This is a genomic window from Neobacillus sp. 204, from assembly GCF_046562815.1.
GTDB lineage: Bacteria > Bacillota > Bacilli > Bacillales > Cytobacillaceae > Neobacillus.
Genome location: NZ_JBJORY010000005.1, coordinates 253,838 through 272,302, shown reverse-complemented (window position 1 = coordinate 272,302; position 18,465 = coordinate 253,838). Strand labels below are relative to the sequence as shown.

The following is an 18,465-nucleotide window of genomic DNA, read 5'->3' as shown; positions in this document are numbered from 1 at the left end:
ACTAACATATTGGACTGTTTTTTTTGATAAAATTGTTTTATGAGCGAATTTTTCAATTCAATGAGCGAATTTCTGTGGTTTTTGAGCGATTAGAATAAGTACAGGAGGAGAGCAAAAAAATGAATCCGATACTACTAGACTTTCCAGAGCAGTTTTATACCGAAAGATTATTAATACGTATGCCGCTGCCTGGAGATGGTAAAGCAGTGTACCAAGCAATGCAGGCATCATTTAACGAACTTAAAGACTGGATGCCTTGGGCCCACCGCGAGCAAACAGAAGAAGATGTAGAAGCAAATATGCGTGAAGCGCATGCTAAGTTTTTAACCCGCGAGGATTTGAGGTTACATATATTTAATCGAGAAACAGGGGAATTCATAGGTTCATCAGGTTTGCATCGAATCAACTGGACAATACCAAAGTTTGAGATAGGGTACTGGATTGATACGCGTCATAACGGGAGGGGATACATAACCGAAGCGGTGAAAGCGATAACAAAATTTTCCTTTACAGAACTTAATGCAAAACGGATTGAAATCCGCTGCGACTCCAAAAATATTAAAAGCCGGGCCATTCCAGAACGGTTAGGATTTACATTAGAAGGCATTTTAAGAAATGATGGAATTTCTGCAGATACTCAAGAATTACGAGATACATGTATCTATGCAAAAACAACCCAAGATTAATAAACAACAAGAGTACTGATTCACAGAACTCTTGTTTGATCTTTCATAACTAGGAGCTAGTTAAGAATATATCTTTTTAGATAGAATTTTGTAATCGCTAAATATTCACGGGAATAGGATTTTATCACAGCACTCCACGGAGTTTCTGCGGGGAGTCCTTGCACCACTAAGCCGTTATCTCGGGCAATTGAGACTGCCCGGTAAAGATGAAAATTATTTGTAACCACAAGACCTTTCCTGGCACCTTCAGGAATAAGTCTTTTTGAAAAACTAATATTTTCATATGTATCAGTTGATTGATCTTCTAAAATAATCCGAGCATCGCTAATACCTTGATCGACAAGTTCTCTCCTGATCGATTCCGCTTCGGAAATATCCTCTCCAGGTCCTTTTCCTCCTGAAGCAATAACGAATGTCTCTTCGTTTTTCTTTAGATATTCAGCTGCTTCATTTATTCTACTCGCAAACGCCAGAGAAGGAACAGTTCCTTTAACCCTTGCCCCAAGAACAATCAAATAGTCTGCATTTTTAGGTACTTCTTTATGACTATATTGACTAATTTTAAATTGTAAAATACCAATATAAATCAAACCTAAAGTTATAAGAACTCCTGCCAATAAAAACACTCTTTTCTTATTTTTCATCATTTCAAATCCATTTCATGTTTTTTATAAACCAATTAAGCTTATTATACAAAATAATAGATTAAGATTGTGGAAAATAATAACATATTTAAAAAAGAAAAAGGACTGAAGCTCAGTCCGAATCTTTATTCGCATACCCACGAGAGTCCCAGCGTTCCAACCCCCGTGTGCACCCCGGCAACCGTAATCAGCATCATTATTTCAGTTTCAATATCCGGGAAGGCTTCGTTCACTAATTTTTCTAACTCAGCCGCCCGTTCGGAATCATTTGCATGAACAATGGCTGCTTTCTTGACACATTTTGTTTCTAGGTCGGTTTTTAAATTATTAATCAGCCAGGCGATTGCTTTCTTTTCTGTTCGAACTTTATCTTTAATCTTGGCTCCTCCATCTTCAATGGCTAAAATTGGCTTGATGTTAAATAAAGAAGCTAAAATCGCTTGACCGCCAGATACTCTGCCGCCTTTTTTGAGCTGGTCTAAATTTGATGGGACTAAATATAAGCGAGTGTGCTTACGTAGTCCATTGAGTTCCTCAACCACTTCATTGATTTCATGCCCTTTTTCCACTAGTTCAATCCCTTTTTTTATTAAAAATGAGAGAGGGTAGGAACCTGTGAGCGAGTCTATAGGTACCAATTTAAAATCAGCCATTTCCGCTGCCATCACAGAGGTTTGAAATGTACCAGATAATAGACTGGAGGCATGAACAGCGATACCAAAGTCATAGTTTTGTTTTAATTTTGTATACAGTTCCACAAAATCACCGAGTGCCGGCTGCGAGGTTTGAAATTTCGAATCTTCATGTTTCATTCGCTCGTAAAACTCTTTTTGTGTAATTTCGATTGTCTCCTTGTAGGATTCTTGGTTTATTACAATATAAAGGGGAACTACATGTATATTATTTTGTTCGATAAATTCTGTGCTGAGAGAAGCCGTGGTGTCAGTTATCCACGCAATTTTAGCTTTATTCATCTTCATCCTCTTCCTCCAGTGAAAATCTCCAATTTAAGTTATCCTATTACCTCAAAAGTGACTTTTAGTGTAGTTACTAAGTTTATTGATAACTAGAATCCACATTACAAGAATGAAAATTTTGCAACAAGTTATATTTGTCATGTTAAAAAGTTAACGTTTTGTGACAAAATATATAGTTCGAATTATTCAAATATATCAATAAGTGATTTAAATCACTTATTCTCTGTGGTAAATTTCATATAATCACTATGGAAATAGTAATTACACAAGGAGTGTTATTCATGCTAGATCAACAAACAATTGAAATCATTAAATCTACGGTACCTGTATTAGAAAAACACGGAGAAACAATTACTACTCGATTTTACCAATTGATGTTTGGCAACCATCCTGAATTATTAAATATCTTTAATCATGCCAATCAAAAACAAGGGAGACAGCAAAAAGCATTAGCTGGAACGGTTTATGCAGCTGCTATGTACATTGATAATCTGGAGGCTATTCTTCCGGTTGTAAAACAAATTGCGCAAAAGCATAGAAGCCTTGGAATTTTGCCAGAGCATTATCCGATTGTTGGGAAGCACCTTTTGTTAGCAATTAAGGATGTATTGGGAGATGCGGCAACGGATGAAATTATTGATGCATGGGCACAAGCTTATAATGTCATCGCAGATGTTTTTATCAGTGTAGAAGCTGAATTATATGATGAAACGGAAAAACAACAGGGAGGCTGGAGTGGTTTTCGCAACTTTATTGTGGACCGTAAAGTAGTTGAAAGTGAAGTGATCACCTCATTTTACTTAAAACCTGAAGATAATAATGGAATTGCAGATTTTTCTCCTGGTCAATATATTAGTATCCAATTAGAAATAGCAGGTGAAAAGTTCACCCATATTCGTCAATATAGCCTCTCAGATGCTCCTGGTAAAGATTATTACCGAATCAGTGTCAAACGTGAAGCAGGAACAGAAAATCCAGATGGTTTGGTGTCCAATTATCTACATGATGGAGTGAATGAAGGAGATATTTTAAAAATTAGTGCACCTGCAGGGGACTTTGTTCTTGATACTGAAAAAAATACCCCAGTTGTGTTACTAAGCGGCGGGGTTGGTTTAACACCAATGATGAGTATGCTAAAAACTGTTGTTGAGGTTCAGCCAAAAAGGAAGGTAACATTTGTTCATGCGGCTGCCAATGGGAATGTGCATGCTTTAAGAGATGAAGTAGAGGATTTATCGAACCTAGACAATGTAAATTCCTATTTTTTCTATGATTCACCTACCGAAGAGGACCGCAAAAATAATCGTTTTGATGTTGAAGGCTATGTAACACATGATTGGCTGAAAGAAAAAATGGATATCCAGGACGCAGATTTTTATTTCTGTGGACCTGTACCATTTATGAAAGCCATTAATCGTTCCTTAAAGGAAATAGGTGTTACGGAGGACAAAATTCACTTTGAATTTTTTGGTCCGATGGGGAATCTAGAAGAATAGAAGAGAAACAAGCCGACTTCCACTGAAGTCGGCTTGTTTTTTAAGGTATTTTTACAAACATTTTTTCTAAAAAACCCTTAGAAATCATCTAAAACAATACTAGATTAGGGAAGAATGGATAAAATACCTATATGGTTTTATGCCTTGTTACTGCCATATATTCGAATAATCGAAAGGGGCTTTTATCATTGAACTACTTAACCACAACGATGAACGAGTATGGATATCTTGTTCTTTTTCTTTCGATTGCCTTAGGAATATTGGCACTTCCAATCCCTATGGAAGCTGTGCTGGCGTATGCAGGGTTTCTTTCCTTTCTTGAACAGCTCAACTGGATCGGTAGTATTGTTGCATCAGCGGCAGGAAGTACCTTAGGGATGTTGCTATCGTATTGGGTTGGATGCAAGCTCGGTATCCGTTTTTTTGAAAAGTATGGCAAACGTGTTCATCTAGAACCTGATCGGTTACAGGCAATCTCAAACTGGTTAAGAAGGTATGGAAATAAACTGTTAATCATTTCATTATTCATCCCAGTATTTAGACATTTTATCGGATATTTTTCAGGGATCACTGGTGTTCCAATAAAGGTTTACACCTTGTATACAGGAATTGGATCGACGATTTGGGTTTCCAGTTTTATATTTTTAGGGAAAATTCTCGGACCTCAATGGGGGACTTTATTTGAAGTCATTAAGCGATACTTGATTCTTACAGGAATAATTCTGTTCATCCTAATAGGAGTCATTTATTTGATTAAGAAATTGAGGAATGTTGCTATTGAAACTGGGACCAAATAGTAGAACCATTCATAACAAAGGAATCCTCTTGAAGGTTCCTTTGTTTTTATTATGGGAGTATTTTAAAAAGTTACTAATTACCAACACTTTCGAAGATTGTTAGCAATTATAGGTATTGAAAGTTTGATTCATTTCTCAACTATGATTAAATGAAAGAGAGAAATGGCCAGAAAGGGTGTTATTTTCATGAATAAGAATGTCATACGTTCGATCACGGGCATCGCTGTATTATTTTGCCTCCTCTGGCTGATCGGGCTTGGCTGGGCAGTCGGTGAGTATTATGCTGGAAAACCGGAAAAGGTTCCGGAAGTAAAGACTGTTTCCAAGGTAGAAAATAAAAAAGGATTAACCATCGTGGCGCTCGGTGATTCATTAACTCGAGGAACAGGTGATGAGACTGGAAAGGGTTATGTGGGTGTCTTGGTTGATGAAATCAAGAAAAAAACAAGTCGTCCGGTTCAACTTACCAATCTTGGCATCAATGGTCAAAGATCAGATTCTCTTAGGAAGCAAGTTCAGGAAACAGAAGTAGGGCGCCAAATTCAAAAAGCTGACATGGTGCTGGTAACGATTGGCGGCAACGACTTGTTCCGTGGGGGACAAGTATTAATGGATTTTGAAAAAGCTGACATTGCAAATATTGAAAAGAAATACCTCGACAATTTAACATATGTTTTTGAAAAAATACGCAAGAATAATCCCAATGCAAATGTGTTTTTCATTGGATTGTATAATCCATTTATAAATTTAGATCAGGGAAAAGAAATGTCCAAAGTGGTCCGACACTGGAATTACGACAGCGCTGAAGTCAGTGCCTCTTTTCCAAAAATCGTGTTTGTCCCAACTTTCGATTTATTTGAGTTAAAGGTGAATGATTATTTATATTCAGATAAGTTTCATCCAAACTCAAAAGGGTATCGTTTAATTGCCGAAAGGGTAGCCTCATTGCTCACTTGGTAAGGAGAGGAATTCAATGGAGAAGAAAATTACATTAGCAGTAAAGGATTTAAGAAAAGTCATCGGAAAAAAGGAAATCATTAAAGGACTGACTTTCGATTTACGTGAGGGTGAAGTATTTGGTTTTTTAGGACCCAATGGAGCAGGGAAAACAACTACCATTCGTATGCTCGTCGGATTAATCAAACCAACATCCGGAAGTATTTTTATTTGTGGCTCTAATATTGAAGGGAATTTCCAGGAGGCGATGAAAAACCTCGGTTGCATTGTGGAAAATCCCGAATTATATCCCTATCTTTCTGGCTATAATAATCTGCTTCATTTTGCCAGAATGCTCGAAGGAATAGGGGAAGAGCGAATTAAAGAGGTGACCGAACTTGTAGGCTTAACGGAAAGAATTCATGATAAAGTAAAGACCTATTCCCTAGGAATGCGCCAGCGGCTTGGAATTGCTCAAGCATTATTGGGAAAACCAAAAGTGCTGATCCTAGATGAGCCAACCAATGGGTTGGACCCTGCAGGAATTCGTGAAATGCGTCAATTTATTCGGTATCTTGCAGAGGAAGAAGGTTTAAGTGTCTTAGTTTCAAGTCATCTCTTAAGTGAAATCCAATTATTATGTGATAGGGTCGCAATTATATCAAAAGGGACGATTATACGGACGGATACGGTCCAACATTTGCTTTCAAATCGTGAACGCGTAATTTGGCATCTACAACCTTTGGAGCGGGGAAAGGAAGTATTACGTTCATTAACAAAAATTGAAGAAACAGAAGATGGAACCATCATGACTGAATTTAATGAACAAAAGATACCTCAATGGAATAAACAGCTTGTTGAAGCTGGTGTTTCAGTGACGGAAATGAATCGAAAAATACCAGTTCTAGAAGATTTATTCCTCGAACTAACGGGGGGTGACACGATTGAATAAATTGATTCAGAATGAAATGATGAAGCTGGTTGCCAAGAAGCGCCTTTTTGTCATTGCCATCATTATCGGCGTACTTGTCATGTTATTTACATATGCACAATACAAACAAGTTCAAACACAACGTGAAAAATTAGGAACCAGTGATTGGCGCACGATATTACAACAGCAGATTGTTGATACAACGAATCGTTTAAGTAGCAGTCGAATCACTGATGAATGGAAAAAACAGTTGCAAATCTCTTTACAGCAGCAGCAATATTATCTGGATCATAATATTAATCCGTCTGAACCAGGAGCACCAACGTTTATGAGAATCTTCTTGGAAAACTCCATAGACCTGTTTATTCCTTTAATGGTTATGGTCATAGCTAGTGATTTGGTCTCATCCGAACATAGCCTAGGATCGATAAAGCTGCTTTTGACTAGGCCCGTCAAAAGGTGGAAGGTACTCTTGAGTAAGTACTTAACCTTATGTTTAGCTGTATCTTTAATTATTGCGATCGCAGGGATTCTTTCCTATTTAATTTCAGGTTTGGTTTTTGGTTATAAAGGATGGGGAGCACCGATTCTTACTGGATTTAATGTGACTGAAACAGGATTAAATACCTCAGAAGTCAAACTGATCAGTCAGTGGAAGTTTTTATTAATGGACTTTGGACTAGTTTGGTTTGTGTCCATTGTCGTCGGTACGCTTTCATTTATGTTGTCAGTATTGATTCGTAGTACCGCAGCAGGTATGGGTGTAATGCTAGCTTCCTTAATCTCAGGAGCCATCTTAACAAATATGGTATCCTCATGGGAATCCGCCAAATACTTTTTTATGGTCAATTTACGGCTAACTGATTTTATGAAAGGAACCGCCCCACCCATTGAAGGGATGAATCTTTCATTCTCCATCCAAGTCCTCCTTGTTTGGTGGGCAGTAGGTTTATTCGTGTCATTTTTTGTATTTACAAAAAGAGATGTCTATTAAAGAGGGGCTATTTCCGTTTTTTGAACGGGAATAGCCTTTTTTATTTGGCTGTGTTAAAGCTTATTATTGATTGTGGCACCCTGTTGATTGGAGCGGAAGGCGCGAAGACTCCTGCGGGAGGACGGGGCAGGGGAGACCCCGCAGGAGCGAAGCGACGAGGAGGCTCCCCGGCACGCCCGCGGAAAGCGAAGCGCCTGGAGCGCAAATCAACAGACAAGTTTAACACAGCATTTTAAACCAAATAATGAAAGTTCTAACTTGAAAGAAAATTATAAAATTAATAAAATATGGGAGAGAATAATTGACAAATGGAGGAGTGTCTATGGCATTTGCAATAAAAAAAATTGACCATATCCAACTGGCTGCCCCTAAGGACTGTGAAGTAGCAGCAAGGGAATTTTTCAGTGATATACTAGGACTAGTTGAAGTTGAAAAGCCTGTGGAATTAAAGAAACGTGGTGGCGTTTGGTTCGAGTTTGGGACCTTCCAACTTCACATTGGTGTAGAGGAACCATTTTCACCAGCTAAAAAAGCACATCCTGCCTTTGTTGTTGAAAATATCGAGGAATTAAAAGGACATCTTCTTGCAAAAGGAGTGACATTTACAGAAGACGATCTTCTTCCTGGTGCAAGCAGAATTCACATCCATGACCCCTTTGGCAATCGTCTTGAATTATTAGAATGGCACTAGAAAATACAGCCCCATTCCATAGATGTGGAATGGGGCTGTCTGCCTTTAATGGGGGGATTGAAGGCATTATTACTTAGGGATATTCTATTCAATCTCCAGAAAGGGGGGACCATCTGGAAGGGAAAAAAATAAAAATAAAACTAAAACTCATATATTATTTGTGAATTATATCACATACCTTCTATATTCATAGAATACGTGAATTAAAATAAATTCACAAGTGGTTTTTAACTAAAAATTTGTCGAATTGGTAAATTTTTTTTCACAAATTGGGAATGATAAATTCGTACCAAAAAATGGTGAATTTACTAAAAAACTGAAATGGAAGGAGATACTCATGAAGTTACCGATATTACTTTTATCACTAGGTTTATTATTCTCAATACCTGGAATGGCTTCTGCAAACCCATCAACACCTGACAACAGCAAGGGTATTCAAAGAGAAAAAGCCCCATGTGATTGTAAAGAGAACGGCGATCATCACATGATGCACAAAGATTGGCAGGCAAAAATGGAGGAAAGACAGAAAATGCTTCTTTCCTGGGTAGACCTGTATACGCCTGATAAAAAAGCAGAATGGACAGCAGTCCTTGCAGAAAAGAAAACACTCAGAGACCAATGGATGAGTCCTGAGAATGCTGCCAAACGTGAGCAATGGAAAAATGAAAAAAGAGCAAAAATAGAAGAACTAAAAAAACAATTTGATGCCGGAAAGTTAACGAAAGAAGAGTTTTTAAAGCAAGCTCATGGCGGAAAAGAAACTTCCCATTGGAAAACGTTGCATGAATTAAAAATGGCAGTTGATAAGAAGGACAACAAGCAAGCAGCAATACTCCTAAATCAATTGTTAGACCAATCTAAACAACATAATGCGAAAATCAAAGAATTACTAAAAAAGTAATCAGCTTCAATAAAAAACTAATTCCTCGTGAATTAGTTTTTTTGTATTTACTCTTCATTGTTTTCCGCTCAGATTGTTAATAATTACAGTTGTTAAAATGACTTGATAAAGGGAACATTTAAGAATGATAACCACCAAGGAGGTTTGTTATGAAAAGAAAAAATTTAATGATGACTACTGTTGCTCTAGGGGCGGCATATCTATTCCGAAATCCCAAGTCACGGAAAAAATTAATGAATCAGGTCCAAGCTTTTACTAAGAAATGAGAATCAAAAACATCCCCATTCATAGTTGAAGGGGATGTTTTTCTTAAGTATACTTTTAAAAAAATTACTTTTTTAAATTAACGGTAGCTTGTTTGCTCTCTTGGATATCTTCTTTTATTTCTTCCTTAATGTCGTCCGCAATTCCTTCTGTAGCTTTTTTGAATTCACGAATCGATCTGCCAAAGGCACGGCCCACTTCCGGAAGTTTGTTTGGACCAAAGACTACTAATGCCACGATTAAAATTAATATTAATCCTGGTACACCAATATTTGAAAACATATATTCATCTCCTACTGGATTAAATCTGCTTGTACGTAATGATACAGTAGTTTTGCTGTATTTTCAATGGAAGTTTCGTGTGTCCTCTCGAATGCATGTGAAGAATCGATACCAGGTCCGATTAACCCATGAACGATATCATGACCAGAGCGGATAGCGGCAGAAGCATCTGAACCATAAAAAGGATAAATATCCAATTTATATTTGATGTTGTTCTCATCGGCAAGTCTAACTAGGTTTTTTCTGAGTTCAAAATGGTAAGGTCCACTTGCATCCTTAACACAGATCGAAACAGTATACTCGTCAGTAGACTGGCCGTCGCCCATGGCGCCCATATCGACTGCTAAATACTCCACTGTTTCTGGATTAATATTTGAGTTCCCGCCGTATCCGATTTCTTCATTGTTAGAAATTAAGAAATGAGTTGTATAAGGCAGGGCGATATTTTCCATTTTAATTTGTTTCATTAATTGAAGCAGGATGGCCACACTTGCTTTATCATCCAAATGGCGTGATTTAATGTAGCCGCTTGGCGTTATTTCTACACGAGGGTCAAACGAAACAAAATCACCTACTTCAATTCCTAGCGCACGAACCTCTTCAGCATTATGTACCTTTTCATCAATTCTAATTTCAATATTATCCTGGTTCCGTTCAGCTTTCCCTGCATCTTTATAGACATGGACAGAAGTTTGATGCATTAAAATGGTTCCAGTAATCTTTTTTCCGCTGCTTGTTTCAATTTGACAGTATTCTCCTTCAATGGAGTTGTACTTAAATCCCCCAATCAAATCAATCTTTAAGCGCCCATTAGATTTTACTTCCTTTACCATTGCACCAAGCGTGTCCACATGAGCTGTAAGCATGCGGTGTTTACTTGAGTCCTTCCCTTCGATGGTTGCTATTAATCCGCCCTTACGGTTTCGATAAGTTTGAATTTGTAACTCGGCTAGGTAGTTTTCAACAAAGGTTATAACTTCATTCGTATTCCCTGATGGACTTGGAATAGATACTAAATCAGCAATTAATTTCATGGTTTCTTTTGTATTTGTATTTAGCATAGCCAATTCTCCTTTCTGAATAATCTTTCCTTACTATTATACATAATTATGTATTTCATGTGTTTTTTAGCGATTATAGTCAACTATTGTAAAGACACTGCATAAATTAACAGGTGATAAATTTTTTTAATGGATTAAATAATAAATGTTTGGGCAAGAATGGAGTATTCAAACTATTTGAAAAATTATTTAAAGCATAATCAACAGCAGGAGGAGAAAAAATTGACCAGAGTTGAACTATATCACTCTAAGCCGAAGCAAACTTCCTTTAAGGGTTTATTTTTTTTCATAGTAATGTGCCTTGTAGTTACTGCCAGTTTCTTTGTTTTTCGTCAATATTACCAAAACACAATCAAAATTGAAGCACCAATAGAAAACCCTGGCCCTAAGGTTGTTATACATCTGCCTAATGGGCAAAAAGTATATACTTATGAAAAGTTGATTTTTGAAAAAGATGGAAAAACATATTATAAAGGTGAGCGGAACACGATTGATTTAACAGGTGGAACGGTTGACTATGAAGAGTGGAAATAAGCGATGACTTAGGGAAAAGGAAAGGACTAGCTGGAGCTAGTCCTTCTTTTTATTTAAACCAACCTTTCTTTTTAAACCAAAGAGACATGCCTATCGCAACTAATACCATCAGGATCAGCGTGGCAAAATAACCATATTTCCAGGATAATTCAGGGATATAGTGAAAATTCATTCCATATAATCCAGCTATAAAGGTGAGCGGCATGAAAATAGTAGTAATAACTGTTAAAACCTTCATGACATGATTGGTTTGATGTGAGTTAAGTGAGATATAGCTATCGCGGATGTCCGTGGTAAGTTCACGGTTTGCCTCAATCATTTCTGTTAATTTAAGTAAATGATCATGAATGTCTGAAAAATATTCTTTTTTTCCATTGATATAAGTCATTCGCTCAGAATTGAGGATTCGATAAATAAGGTCACGCATCGGTGTAATAGTATGCCGTAACGAAAGGAGATGATGTCTAATTTCAAATAAATCCTCAAGCAATGCCTCCATCGTTTTCCTTTTTGAATTGTCATCAATTTCATTTAACATATCCTCAATTTGATAGACTAGAGGGAAATAATTATCCACCATTTTATCAAGGATAAAGTATAAAACGTGGGAAGGATCCCACTGATCAATACTTGTTGATAGGTTAAATCGTTTCCACACCGTATCAATTTCGACTGAGGGTTCGTAGTGAAAGGTGATGATTTGGTTCTCACCGAGGAAGAAATTAATCTCTTCTCTAGTAAATGTCTGTTGATTTAGGGCCTGTGTCACAAAAAAAGTGTAGTTCTCATAATAATCCAACTTGGGCCTTTGTAAATGATGAATACAATCCTCTATTGCTAGATGGTGAAAGTTGAGGGGGCTTCTTAAGAATTCAATTTCTTCGGTGGTTGGCTGGTGAAAATCAATCCAGTACCAAAGGAATTCACCATTAACCAATTCCTCAATTGGAAGATCCCTAATTAATTGAAACGCTTGATTTACTGCAATTGTTCTAATCATGTTAACTCCTTAGTTTGTGGTTATCCGTAAGCTAATCATAACTTTTAATGTTCAAATTTCAAAGTAACTTAGGAAATTTCTAAACACAAGTGGCCAAAGCCAGAACCAGAATTATTAAAATAGAAAAGAGGCATTCTAATATAGAATCCCTCTTGGTTGAAACGAAAGGTTATAAGCTCGTTGTAGTTTCTTTATTTCTCATTGCTTGCGGAATATAAACGCAGAACGGCTCACTTTCCATATAATCACCTGTTACTGCATATGTACGTGAACGGGAACCGCCACACATTTTGTTATATTCACATACGCCGCATTTTCCTTTGTAGTTATCAGGTTGCCGTAAATCTTTAAATACTGTAGCCTCGCGATAAATTTCTGCAAGTGGGGTGTCACGGATGTTTCCACCGACGATTGGAAGTAATCCACTTGGCATGACATCACCGATATGAGAGACAAAAGCAAAGCCGTTCCCGTCATTTACTCCCTTTGGTGCCCGCTTTAAACCATCGTGCATGGAAGCAAAATCAGTGGTAATTGAGTCTTCGTAATGAATCTCACCTTTTTCAATCAATTGGTCTCGTGTTTTTTGCTGTAAAACAACCCTGCGGTAATGTTGTGCTGCTGTTGTTTTGATATCATATGGTGCAGTTTTGCTTAATTCATACAACCAACGGAATACTTTTTCATGCTCAGCAGGAGAAATACACGCATCCATTTGTCCTCGGCCTGTTGGAACAAGTAAGAAAATGTACCACATGACAGCTCCAAGTTCGGCAACTAGTTTGGACATTTGCTCAAGAGAATCATAATTATAGCGGGAGATTACTGTATTAATTTGTAGTGGCATATCTAATTCGTTTAAGTATTTTATTTTTTCAACGGTTAGATCAAATGATCCAGGAGTCCCGCGGAAATGATCATGAATCTCTGGTGTGGGTCCGTCTAAGCTGAAGCCCCAGCGTGAAAGTCCGACATCTTTGAACAGTTTCATTTTTTCTTTTGTGACATTAGCAGTGGCACTAGGTGTCATGGAAACACGCATACCTTTTTTGATTGCATAATCTGCAAGCTCATAAAGGTCTTCTCGCATCATACAATCCCCGCCAGTGAAAACGAGCATCGGATTATCCATTTCATATATTTGATCGATTAGATTAATTCCTTCTGCATGTGTTAGTTCACGGGGATCTGGAGTAAGCTGTGCATCAGCGCGGCAGTGAACACACTTTAATTGGCAAGCTCTTGTTACTTCCCAAATGACAATAAATGGATTCTTTTCATAATCTATTACATTTCGTATTCCATGAGGATGCCCCATTGCATGTGGATGTCCTTTTCCTATTCCTTGCATCTTCATCACCTAAATTCATTTTTATTTATAAAACTATAAAGATTATTTCTATAGGTTTATTATAGGTTTATCAATCGGCAGTGCATGGGAGTAATGTTACAATATTTCTACATTACTAGGGTGAAATGTCTGATTTCTATAAAAATATTAAACATCTTTTCTATTACAATTATGTTACAAAAATATTAATAAATAATGTAAGAACGCCACGAAAACCAGTATATATAGGATTTGGCCATGACTTTTTGATATATTTACGGTTATTCTTGCTAATACTGTATTTTTTTTACTTGTAAGCCATATCTTTGGGGATTTTAACAACCCTCCACTGTCGTTTATGATGAAAGTACACAAACGAATTGAAGGAGTGCTACGTTGAAAAAACATCTACTATCATTCGCAGCAACGGCGGGGATCCTGTTTTCTACCTTTAGTGGAACGGCAAGTGCACACGAAAACATCTATACTGTGCAATCTGGGGATACTCTTTGGAAAATTTCACAAGCCAATAAAGTTACTGTCACAGACTTAAAAACTTGGAATCACCTAACATCTGATAATCTTTATGTAAATCAAAAGCTAACATTATTAGCACCACATGCCCATGAAACGGCAACAGGAACGTATATGGTCCAAAAAGGGGATACTTTATACCTGATCTCAGTCCGTTTTAATCTATCCGTTACCCAGTTAAAATCACTGAATAATCTTACAACTGACACGATTTATGTTGGACAAGTTTTGAAAGTAACATCAAGTGCGACATCAACACCAACAGTATCAAAAGCGCAAATGGTAATAGATGAAGCCAAAAAATACATTGGGACACCGTATTTATGGGGCGGAAATACACCAGCAGGTTTTGATTGCAGTGGGTTAACCTCTTACGTATTTAATAAAGTTGGTGTACCGATCCCGAGAACTGCAGCGACACAATGGTCAGGATTAAAAGCCGTTAGTACACCAAAACCTGGAGATCTAGTATTCTTTGAAACTTACGCTCCAGGACCTACACATGTGGGGATATATTTAGGCAACAACCAATTCATTCAAGCGGGTTCAAAAGGTGTTTCAATTGCAGATATGACAAATTCCTATTGGAAGCCAAGATACCTTGGCGCAAGAACTGCATTTTAATAGACTAGTAGAAGGAGTCTTTCAATGAAAGGCTCTTTTTATTTTTTAAAAATTAAAAATATAGTATGATAAAATTGTGTAAAAAAAAGAACTTAATGGGGGAGCTGGATGTTTAAAAGAGCGATAAGTATTGGCATTTTACTAGTAATTATTGCGATTGGTTTGATACAAAAGGATGAATTACTGCACCTTATGAAACAAGGCGGGACGATCTCAATTCTCATAAGCATGTTGCTAGTAGCAATTTGTGTCTTTTTTCCCGTTATACCATTTCCTGTTTTAGCAGGAACGATTGGCGCTGTATTTGGGACAGCTCAAGGAATGGTCGTTTCCTTAACAGGAGCAATGGTTGGAACAATGGCATTCTTTTTCTTATCTAGGTATGGTTTTCGCGATTATGCACAACAAAAACTGATGAAATATCCAAAAGTTCAAGAATACGATGAGTTTCTGAACAGAAATTCCTTTGTTGCCATCTTAACCTGTCGTCTCATTCCAATTATCCCCGCACCGGTTGTTAATATTATTTGTGGTTTAAGTCATGTAAGATGGCTGACTTTTTTTACGGCATCCATCATAGGGAAAATCCCAAATATTCTACTTTTGTCGTATGCCGGTGCATCATTTAGTAACAACAAGCTTTACTCTTTTGGCATTTATGGCGTTTATTTGATCATTATTTTTATCATTAACTTTGTCATTATTTATCGGAAACAAGCAAAAAATTCACTTGATTAAACGACTTCTGGAATATTTAAATCATTTTGCTTTTCAATAGAAATAAGTTCCTTAAAGAAGCTCTTTAAGATCAGCCATTTAGCTGGATAACTGTATATGAAGTCTTCTATTACTTGTGAGGAGTAATACATGAAACAATCGATATGGACTTTTTCCTTTTTTAAGTCGTACAGAAGCGCATGTGGAATGGTGTAATAGTCGTTTAACTGGTAGGGATTGAACTTTACCACTTGAATTTTTTGGTCATTGATAAATTTTTTTAAGGATTGTTCTTGTAAGGAAATACTTTCTTCCTTAGTCAGCCCATTTAAACAAATTCGATCATTAATAAAATAAATTCCCTGCATCATCTAACACCCCAATTTTCCTTTAATTGGTATTGTTATTGACAGGGATTTGAATAAGTATACTTATTTTTAAAAATACAAGATGAAGGGGAGGGTTAAATTGACAAAAAAATTACCCGGCAATGGCCGGGTATACAAACTAATCTATATTTTAAGGGGGCGGAGGTTTAAGGTTCTTCCGTGAACCTATTAATATCTTAACGAATAATTATTAATAAACTATGAACGAAAGATTAATAGTTTAAGAAAAGGTGTGTAAATGAAAGATTTTCATTGTTGTGCGACATGCAGGCATTTTAAAGCAGAGAAGAAGTCAGAGGGGATGCTCTATTTTTGTGGTCGATTAGGATTTGAAACAAAAACAAACTACAAATTTAATTGCTGGAGCCCTCGAGAAGATATTAAGAAAATAATGGAAGATCGGAACAATAATAGTTAGTAATCCTCAAGGATGAGTTTTTTTTACTTAGAATAAATGACAAATGTCCATTGTCCTTCTTTTATAATCATGGTATTTTCATGAATATTATTTCTATGAAATTGAAATAGTAGGCTTATGATTTGAAAGGAGTAATTCCTAATGGCAGCAACACATATTTTTTCCAAAAAAGAGGAACTCGCCAATTCTATCACACACGGTGTGGGAGCATTGTTAAGTATTTCTGCCTTGGTCATATTAATTGTTTTTTCATTCCATTATGGAAATGTTTGGCATATTGTAAGTTTTACGATCTTTGGTGTAACGATGGTTATACTTTATATGTCCTCCACATTGCTCCACAGCTTCCCGGAAGGCAAAGCAAAGGACATTTTCGAAATTTTTGACCATTCGTCTATTTATTTTTTTATAGCTGGTACCTATACACCGTTTCTACTAGTAGTAATTAAAGGGACACTAGGGTGGACACTTTTTGGAATTGTATGGGGACTTGCGATTGCAGGCACAGTCTTTAAATGCTTTTTTGTGAAAAAGTACCTTTTTTCCTCAACGGCTCTTTATGTTGTCATGGGGTGGTTAATTGTTTTTGCCTGGAAACCCTTAGTAAATAATCTATCACCGCAAGGGATGACCTATTTAATTATTGGCGGTGCTCTTTACACAATTGGTGCCATTTTCTATGTTTGGCGTGGGTTTAAGTATCACCATGCAGTCTGGCATGTGTTTGTATTGGCAGCAAGTGTGGCTCACTTTTTTTGTGTATTGTTTTATGTATTGCCGATTAAATAAAAGAAACAGTCTCAATCGAGGCTGTTTCTTTTAGTATTGATTGAGGAATCTCAACATCAAATATGCCGCATTTTTCTAAAATTCAATGTCTCTCGTGAAAACCATAAACTCATTAAAAAGCTGATGATTCCCGTTATCAGTAATACTTCTCCAACGATTTTCATACTTTCCGCTGTTATGCCTTTCCCAAAAATTAACCCTAAAATAATCGAGGCTAAAATTGAGCCTAAATATCGGCAAGTTTGAAAAAGGCCGGATGTTGTACCAATAATCTCTTTTGGGCTCTCCTTTACCATTGCCACTTGGAGAACCACATTTCCAGTTCCGTAACTTAAACCCATGATCGATAAAATAATCCCAATCCCGAGATAGGAAGACTGAACAAAAAACAGCATAAAAGCGAGGGCCCCAATTATGGAAATAAAAGCGCCAACCATAATCGGCTGGTTTACACCGGTTCGGTCGATCCATTTTCCGGTGACAGATGAAATAATAATGCTGATACCGGACATAAACAGCATTAACAGACCACTCAATTCCACACTTAAACCCATTCCTTCTTGAAAATAACTTGGCAAACCGAAAAATAAACAATAGAAAAAGATATTCAAAATGATAAATTGGATATATACCATCGATAGCTTTGGATGTATTCTAAAAATTCGAATGTCGATAAATGGTTCTTTAACCCTTAACTCTCTCCAAGCAAATAAACCGAAAAAGATGATTCCAACAATACCTGATAGATAATGAACTTTTTCTTCAAAGGATAACAGGAACCATAAAAAGAATACCATTCCTGCAGCAAAATATCCGATTCCAAGAAAATCTAGATGGGAGAGCAATTCCTTCATGTGTGACTTATCCTGCTTCCTATCCTTGGGAAACAAATACCAACCTAGAAGAAAACTGAGAATAATAAACGGAAAATTGACCCAGAAGATGGCTGGCCAATTCCCCAACACGATTAAGAATCCACCAATCGTCGGTCCAAGTGCGACCATGGCTGAAGCAAAAATTGATAATACAGCGAGGGCCGAAGCTTGTCTATCTTTAATATGATCTCGAATTAACGCCATTCCTGAGGGGTAAATGGCACTGCTGCCAATCGATTGAAATAGTCTCATGACCAGTAACATCATAAAAGTGGATGCTAGAGGGGCGCCAAGCGCAGAAAAAGCAACGATAATTAGACCGGTTAAGAAGGTCTTTTTTCGTCCGAAAATATCACCAATTTTTCCCGTCACTGGCTGTGCTACTGCACTTGCTAAATAGAAGCTGGATATTAACCAGGAAACGGTTGAAAAGGAAAGGTTAAAATCCTTTTGAATACTGTGTAATGCTAACGCAATCATTGATGAATTAAGTGGATTTAACATCGTGCCCGATGCAACCGCCGTTAAAAATAATGCTCGATTTTTCTTCATAACTTCTTCCTTTGCTGGATATAGAATCTATATATTTTTTGCA

At 37.0% G+C, this 18,465-nt stretch carries 20 protein-coding genes; 12 read left to right on the top strand and 8 right to left on the bottom strand.

What is annotated here, in order from left to right; all coding sequences use genetic code 11:
- Positions 1–119: 119 nt before the first annotated feature.
- The gene (locus tag ACJ004_RS12735) at positions 120–686 is read left to right on the top strand and encodes a GNAT family N-acetyltransferase (protein WP_410893391.1); all 567 of its coding nucleotides are present in this window, start codon (positions 120–122) and stop codon (positions 684–686) included.
- Positions 687–742: 56 nt separating this feature from the next.
- Here the strand turns inward: ACJ004_RS12735 and ACJ004_RS12730 are convergent, their stop codons facing one another.
- On the bottom strand, positions 743–1,333 hold the full coding sequence (locus ACJ004_RS12730; RefSeq protein WP_410893390.1) for a YdcF family protein: 591 nt from the start codon (positions 1,331–1,333) through the stop codon (positions 743–745).
- Between the two features lie 122 nt (positions 1,334–1,455).
- On the bottom strand, positions 1,456–2,310 hold the full coding sequence (locus tag ACJ004_RS12725; RefSeq protein ID WP_410893389.1) for a DegV family protein: 855 nt from the start codon (positions 2,308–2,310) through the stop codon (positions 1,456–1,458).
- Positions 2,311–2,588: 278 nt separating this feature from the next.
- On the opposite strand from ACJ004_RS12725, the gene hmpA reads away from it, so the two are divergent.
- From hmpA to ACJ004_RS12690, 7 genes are all read left to right on the top strand, one after another.
- Positions 2,589–3,803 carry an NO-inducible flavohemoprotein gene (gene hmpA, locus ACJ004_RS12720; protein ID WP_410893388.1) on the top strand — a complete coding sequence of 405 codons (1,215 nt, stop codon included), beginning with the start codon at positions 2,589–2,591 and terminating at the stop codon, positions 3,801–3,803.
- Positions 3,804–3,991: 188 nt separating this feature from the next.
- On the top strand, positions 3,992–4,600 hold the full coding sequence (locus ACJ004_RS12715) for a DedA family protein (RefSeq protein ID WP_410893387.1): 609 nt from the start codon (positions 3,992–3,994) through the stop codon (positions 4,598–4,600).
- Between the two features lie 186 nt (positions 4,601–4,786).
- Entirely contained in the window at positions 4,787–5,560 is a 774-nt protein-coding gene (locus tag ACJ004_RS12710; RefSeq protein WP_410893386.1) for an SGNH/GDSL hydrolase family protein, read from the top strand.
- A 13-nt stretch (positions 5,561–5,573) separates the two neighbouring features.
- A complete protein-coding gene (locus tag ACJ004_RS12705) occupies positions 5,574–6,488 on the top strand; it encodes an ABC transporter ATP-binding protein (RefSeq protein WP_410893385.1) in 915 nt (304 codons plus the stop codon).
- A complete protein-coding gene (locus ACJ004_RS12700) occupies positions 6,481–7,461 on the top strand; it encodes an ABC transporter permease (RefSeq protein WP_410893384.1) in 981 nt (326 codons plus the stop codon). Before ACJ004_RS12705 ends, ACJ004_RS12700 begins: the two co-directional genes overlap by 8 nt.
- Before the next feature lie 322 nt (positions 7,462–7,783).
- The gene (locus ACJ004_RS12695) at positions 7,784–8,152 is read left to right on the top strand and encodes a VOC family protein (protein ID WP_410893383.1); all 369 of its coding nucleotides are present in this window, start codon (positions 7,784–7,786) and stop codon (positions 8,150–8,152) included.
- Positions 8,153–8,489: 337 nt separating this feature from the next.
- Positions 8,490–9,053, top strand: a complete 564-nt coding sequence (locus tag ACJ004_RS12690) for a hypothetical protein (protein WP_410893381.1) — start codon at positions 8,490–8,492, stop codon at positions 9,051–9,053.
- Positions 9,054–9,383: 330 nt separating this feature from the next.
- On the opposite strand, the gene ACJ004_RS12685 is transcribed toward ACJ004_RS12690, so the two are convergent.
- A complete protein-coding gene (locus ACJ004_RS12685) occupies positions 9,384–9,599 on the bottom strand; it encodes a twin-arginine translocase TatA/TatE family subunit (RefSeq protein WP_410893380.1) in 216 nt (71 codons plus the stop codon).
- Between the two features lie 11 nt (positions 9,600–9,610).
- Complete coding sequence (locus ACJ004_RS12680) at positions 9,611–10,660, bottom strand: M42 family metallopeptidase (RefSeq protein WP_410893378.1); 1,050 nt, start codon at positions 10,658–10,660, stop codon at positions 9,611–9,613.
- 222 nt (positions 10,661–10,882) lie between these two features.
- Between ACJ004_RS12680 and ACJ004_RS12675 the strand changes: the two genes are divergently transcribed.
- Complete coding sequence (locus ACJ004_RS12675; protein ID WP_410893377.1) at positions 10,883–11,194, top strand: hypothetical protein; 312 nt, start codon at positions 10,883–10,885, stop codon at positions 11,192–11,194.
- A 49-nt stretch (positions 11,195–11,243) separates the two neighbouring features.
- Here ACJ004_RS12675 and corA read toward each other — a convergent pair whose 3' ends face one another.
- Both corA and ACJ004_RS12665 read right to left on the bottom strand, forming a co-directional pair.
- Positions 11,244–12,194 carry a magnesium/cobalt transporter CorA gene (gene corA, locus ACJ004_RS12670; protein WP_410893376.1) on the bottom strand — a complete coding sequence of 317 codons (951 nt, stop codon included), beginning with the start codon at positions 12,192–12,194 and terminating at the stop codon, positions 11,244–11,246.
- Between the two features lie 169 nt (positions 12,195–12,363).
- On the bottom strand, positions 12,364–13,512 hold the full coding sequence (locus tag ACJ004_RS12665; RefSeq protein WP_410893494.1) for a TIGR04053 family radical SAM/SPASM domain-containing protein: 1,149 nt from the start codon (positions 13,510–13,512) through the stop codon (positions 12,364–12,366).
- Between the two features lie 408 nt (positions 13,513–13,920).
- Here ACJ004_RS12665 and ACJ004_RS12660 point away from each other — a divergent pair, with 408 nt between their 5' ends.
- Both ACJ004_RS12660 and ACJ004_RS12655 read left to right on the top strand, forming a co-directional pair.
- Complete coding sequence (locus ACJ004_RS12660; protein ID WP_410893375.1) at positions 13,921–14,682, top strand: C40 family peptidase; 762 nt, start codon at positions 13,921–13,923, stop codon at positions 14,680–14,682.
- Positions 14,683–14,790: 108 nt separating this feature from the next.
- Positions 14,791–15,420 carry a TVP38/TMEM64 family protein gene (locus tag ACJ004_RS12655; RefSeq protein WP_410893374.1) on the top strand — a complete coding sequence of 210 codons (630 nt, stop codon included), beginning with the start codon at positions 14,791–14,793 and terminating at the stop codon, positions 15,418–15,420.
- Here ACJ004_RS12655 and ACJ004_RS12650 read toward each other — a convergent pair.
- A complete protein-coding gene (locus tag ACJ004_RS12650; RefSeq protein ID WP_410893373.1) occupies positions 15,417–15,767 on the bottom strand; it encodes a hypothetical protein in 351 nt (116 codons plus the stop codon). The two genes, ACJ004_RS12655 and ACJ004_RS12650, sit on opposite strands and share 4 nt — an antisense overlap.
- 580 nt (positions 15,768–16,347) lie before the next feature.
- On the opposite strand from ACJ004_RS12650, the gene trhA reads away from it, so the two are divergent.
- On the top strand, positions 16,348–16,995 hold the full coding sequence (trhA, locus tag ACJ004_RS12645; RefSeq protein ID WP_410893372.1) for a PAQR family membrane homeostasis protein TrhA: 648 nt from the start codon (positions 16,348–16,350) through the stop codon (positions 16,993–16,995).
- Between the two features lie 56 nt (positions 16,996–17,051).
- Here the strand turns inward: trhA and ACJ004_RS12640 are convergent, their stop codons facing one another.
- Positions 17,052–18,422: an MFS transporter gene (locus ACJ004_RS12640; protein WP_410893371.1), complete on the bottom strand. Its 1,371-nt coding sequence runs from the start codon at positions 18,420–18,422 to the stop codon at positions 17,052–17,054.
- Positions 18,423–18,465 lie beyond the last annotated feature (43 nt).

Coding starts and splice junctions, on each gene's coding strand:
- ACJ004_RS12690 (WP_410893381.1), top strand. CDS start 8,490: ATGAAGTTACCGATATTACTTTTATCACTAGGTTTATTATTCTCAATA.
- ACJ004_RS12705 (WP_410893385.1), top strand. CDS start 5,574: ATGGAGAAGAAAATTACATTAGCAGTAAAGGATTTAAGAAAAGTCATC.
- ACJ004_RS12685 (WP_410893380.1), bottom strand. CDS start 9,599: ATGTTTTCAAATATTGGTGTACCAGGATTAATATTAATTTTAATCGTG.
- ACJ004_RS12640 (WP_410893371.1), bottom strand. CDS start 18,422: ATGAAGAAAAATCGAGCATTATTTTTAACGGCGGTTGCATCGGGCACG.
- ACJ004_RS12650 (WP_410893373.1), bottom strand. CDS start 15,767: ATGCAGGGAATTTATTTTATTAATGATCGAATTTGTTTAAATGGGCTG.
- ACJ004_RS12730 (WP_410893390.1), bottom strand. CDS start 1,333: ATGATGAAAAATAAGAAAAGAGTGTTTTTATTGGCAGGAGTTCTTATA.
- ACJ004_RS12695 (WP_410893383.1), top strand. CDS start 7,784: ATGGCATTTGCAATAAAAAAAATTGACCATATCCAACTGGCTGCCCCT.
- ACJ004_RS12725 (WP_410893389.1), bottom strand. CDS start 2,310: ATGAAGATGAATAAAGCTAAAATTGCGTGGATAACTGACACCACGGCT.
- ACJ004_RS12655 (WP_410893374.1), top strand. CDS start 14,791: ATGTTTAAAAGAGCGATAAGTATTGGCATTTTACTAGTAATTATTGCG.
- ACJ004_RS12680 (WP_410893378.1), bottom strand. CDS start 10,660: ATGCTAAATACAAATACAAAAGAAACCATGAAATTAATTGCTGATTTA.
- ACJ004_RS12710 (WP_410893386.1), top strand. CDS start 4,787: ATGAATAAGAATGTCATACGTTCGATCACGGGCATCGCTGTATTATTT.
- trhA (WP_410893372.1), top strand. CDS start 16,348: ATGGCAGCAACACATATTTTTTCCAAAAAAGAGGAACTCGCCAATTCT.
- corA (WP_410893376.1), bottom strand. CDS start 12,194: ATGATTAGAACAATTGCAGTAAATCAAGCGTTTCAATTAATTAGGGAT.
- hmpA (WP_410893388.1), top strand. CDS start 2,589: ATGCTAGATCAACAAACAATTGAAATCATTAAATCTACGGTACCTGTA.
- ACJ004_RS12735 (WP_410893391.1), top strand. CDS start 120: ATGAATCCGATACTACTAGACTTTCCAGAGCAGTTTTATACCGAAAGA.
- ACJ004_RS12665 (WP_410893494.1), bottom strand. CDS start 13,512: ATGGGGCATCCTCATGGAATACGAAATGTAATAGATTATGAAAAGAAT.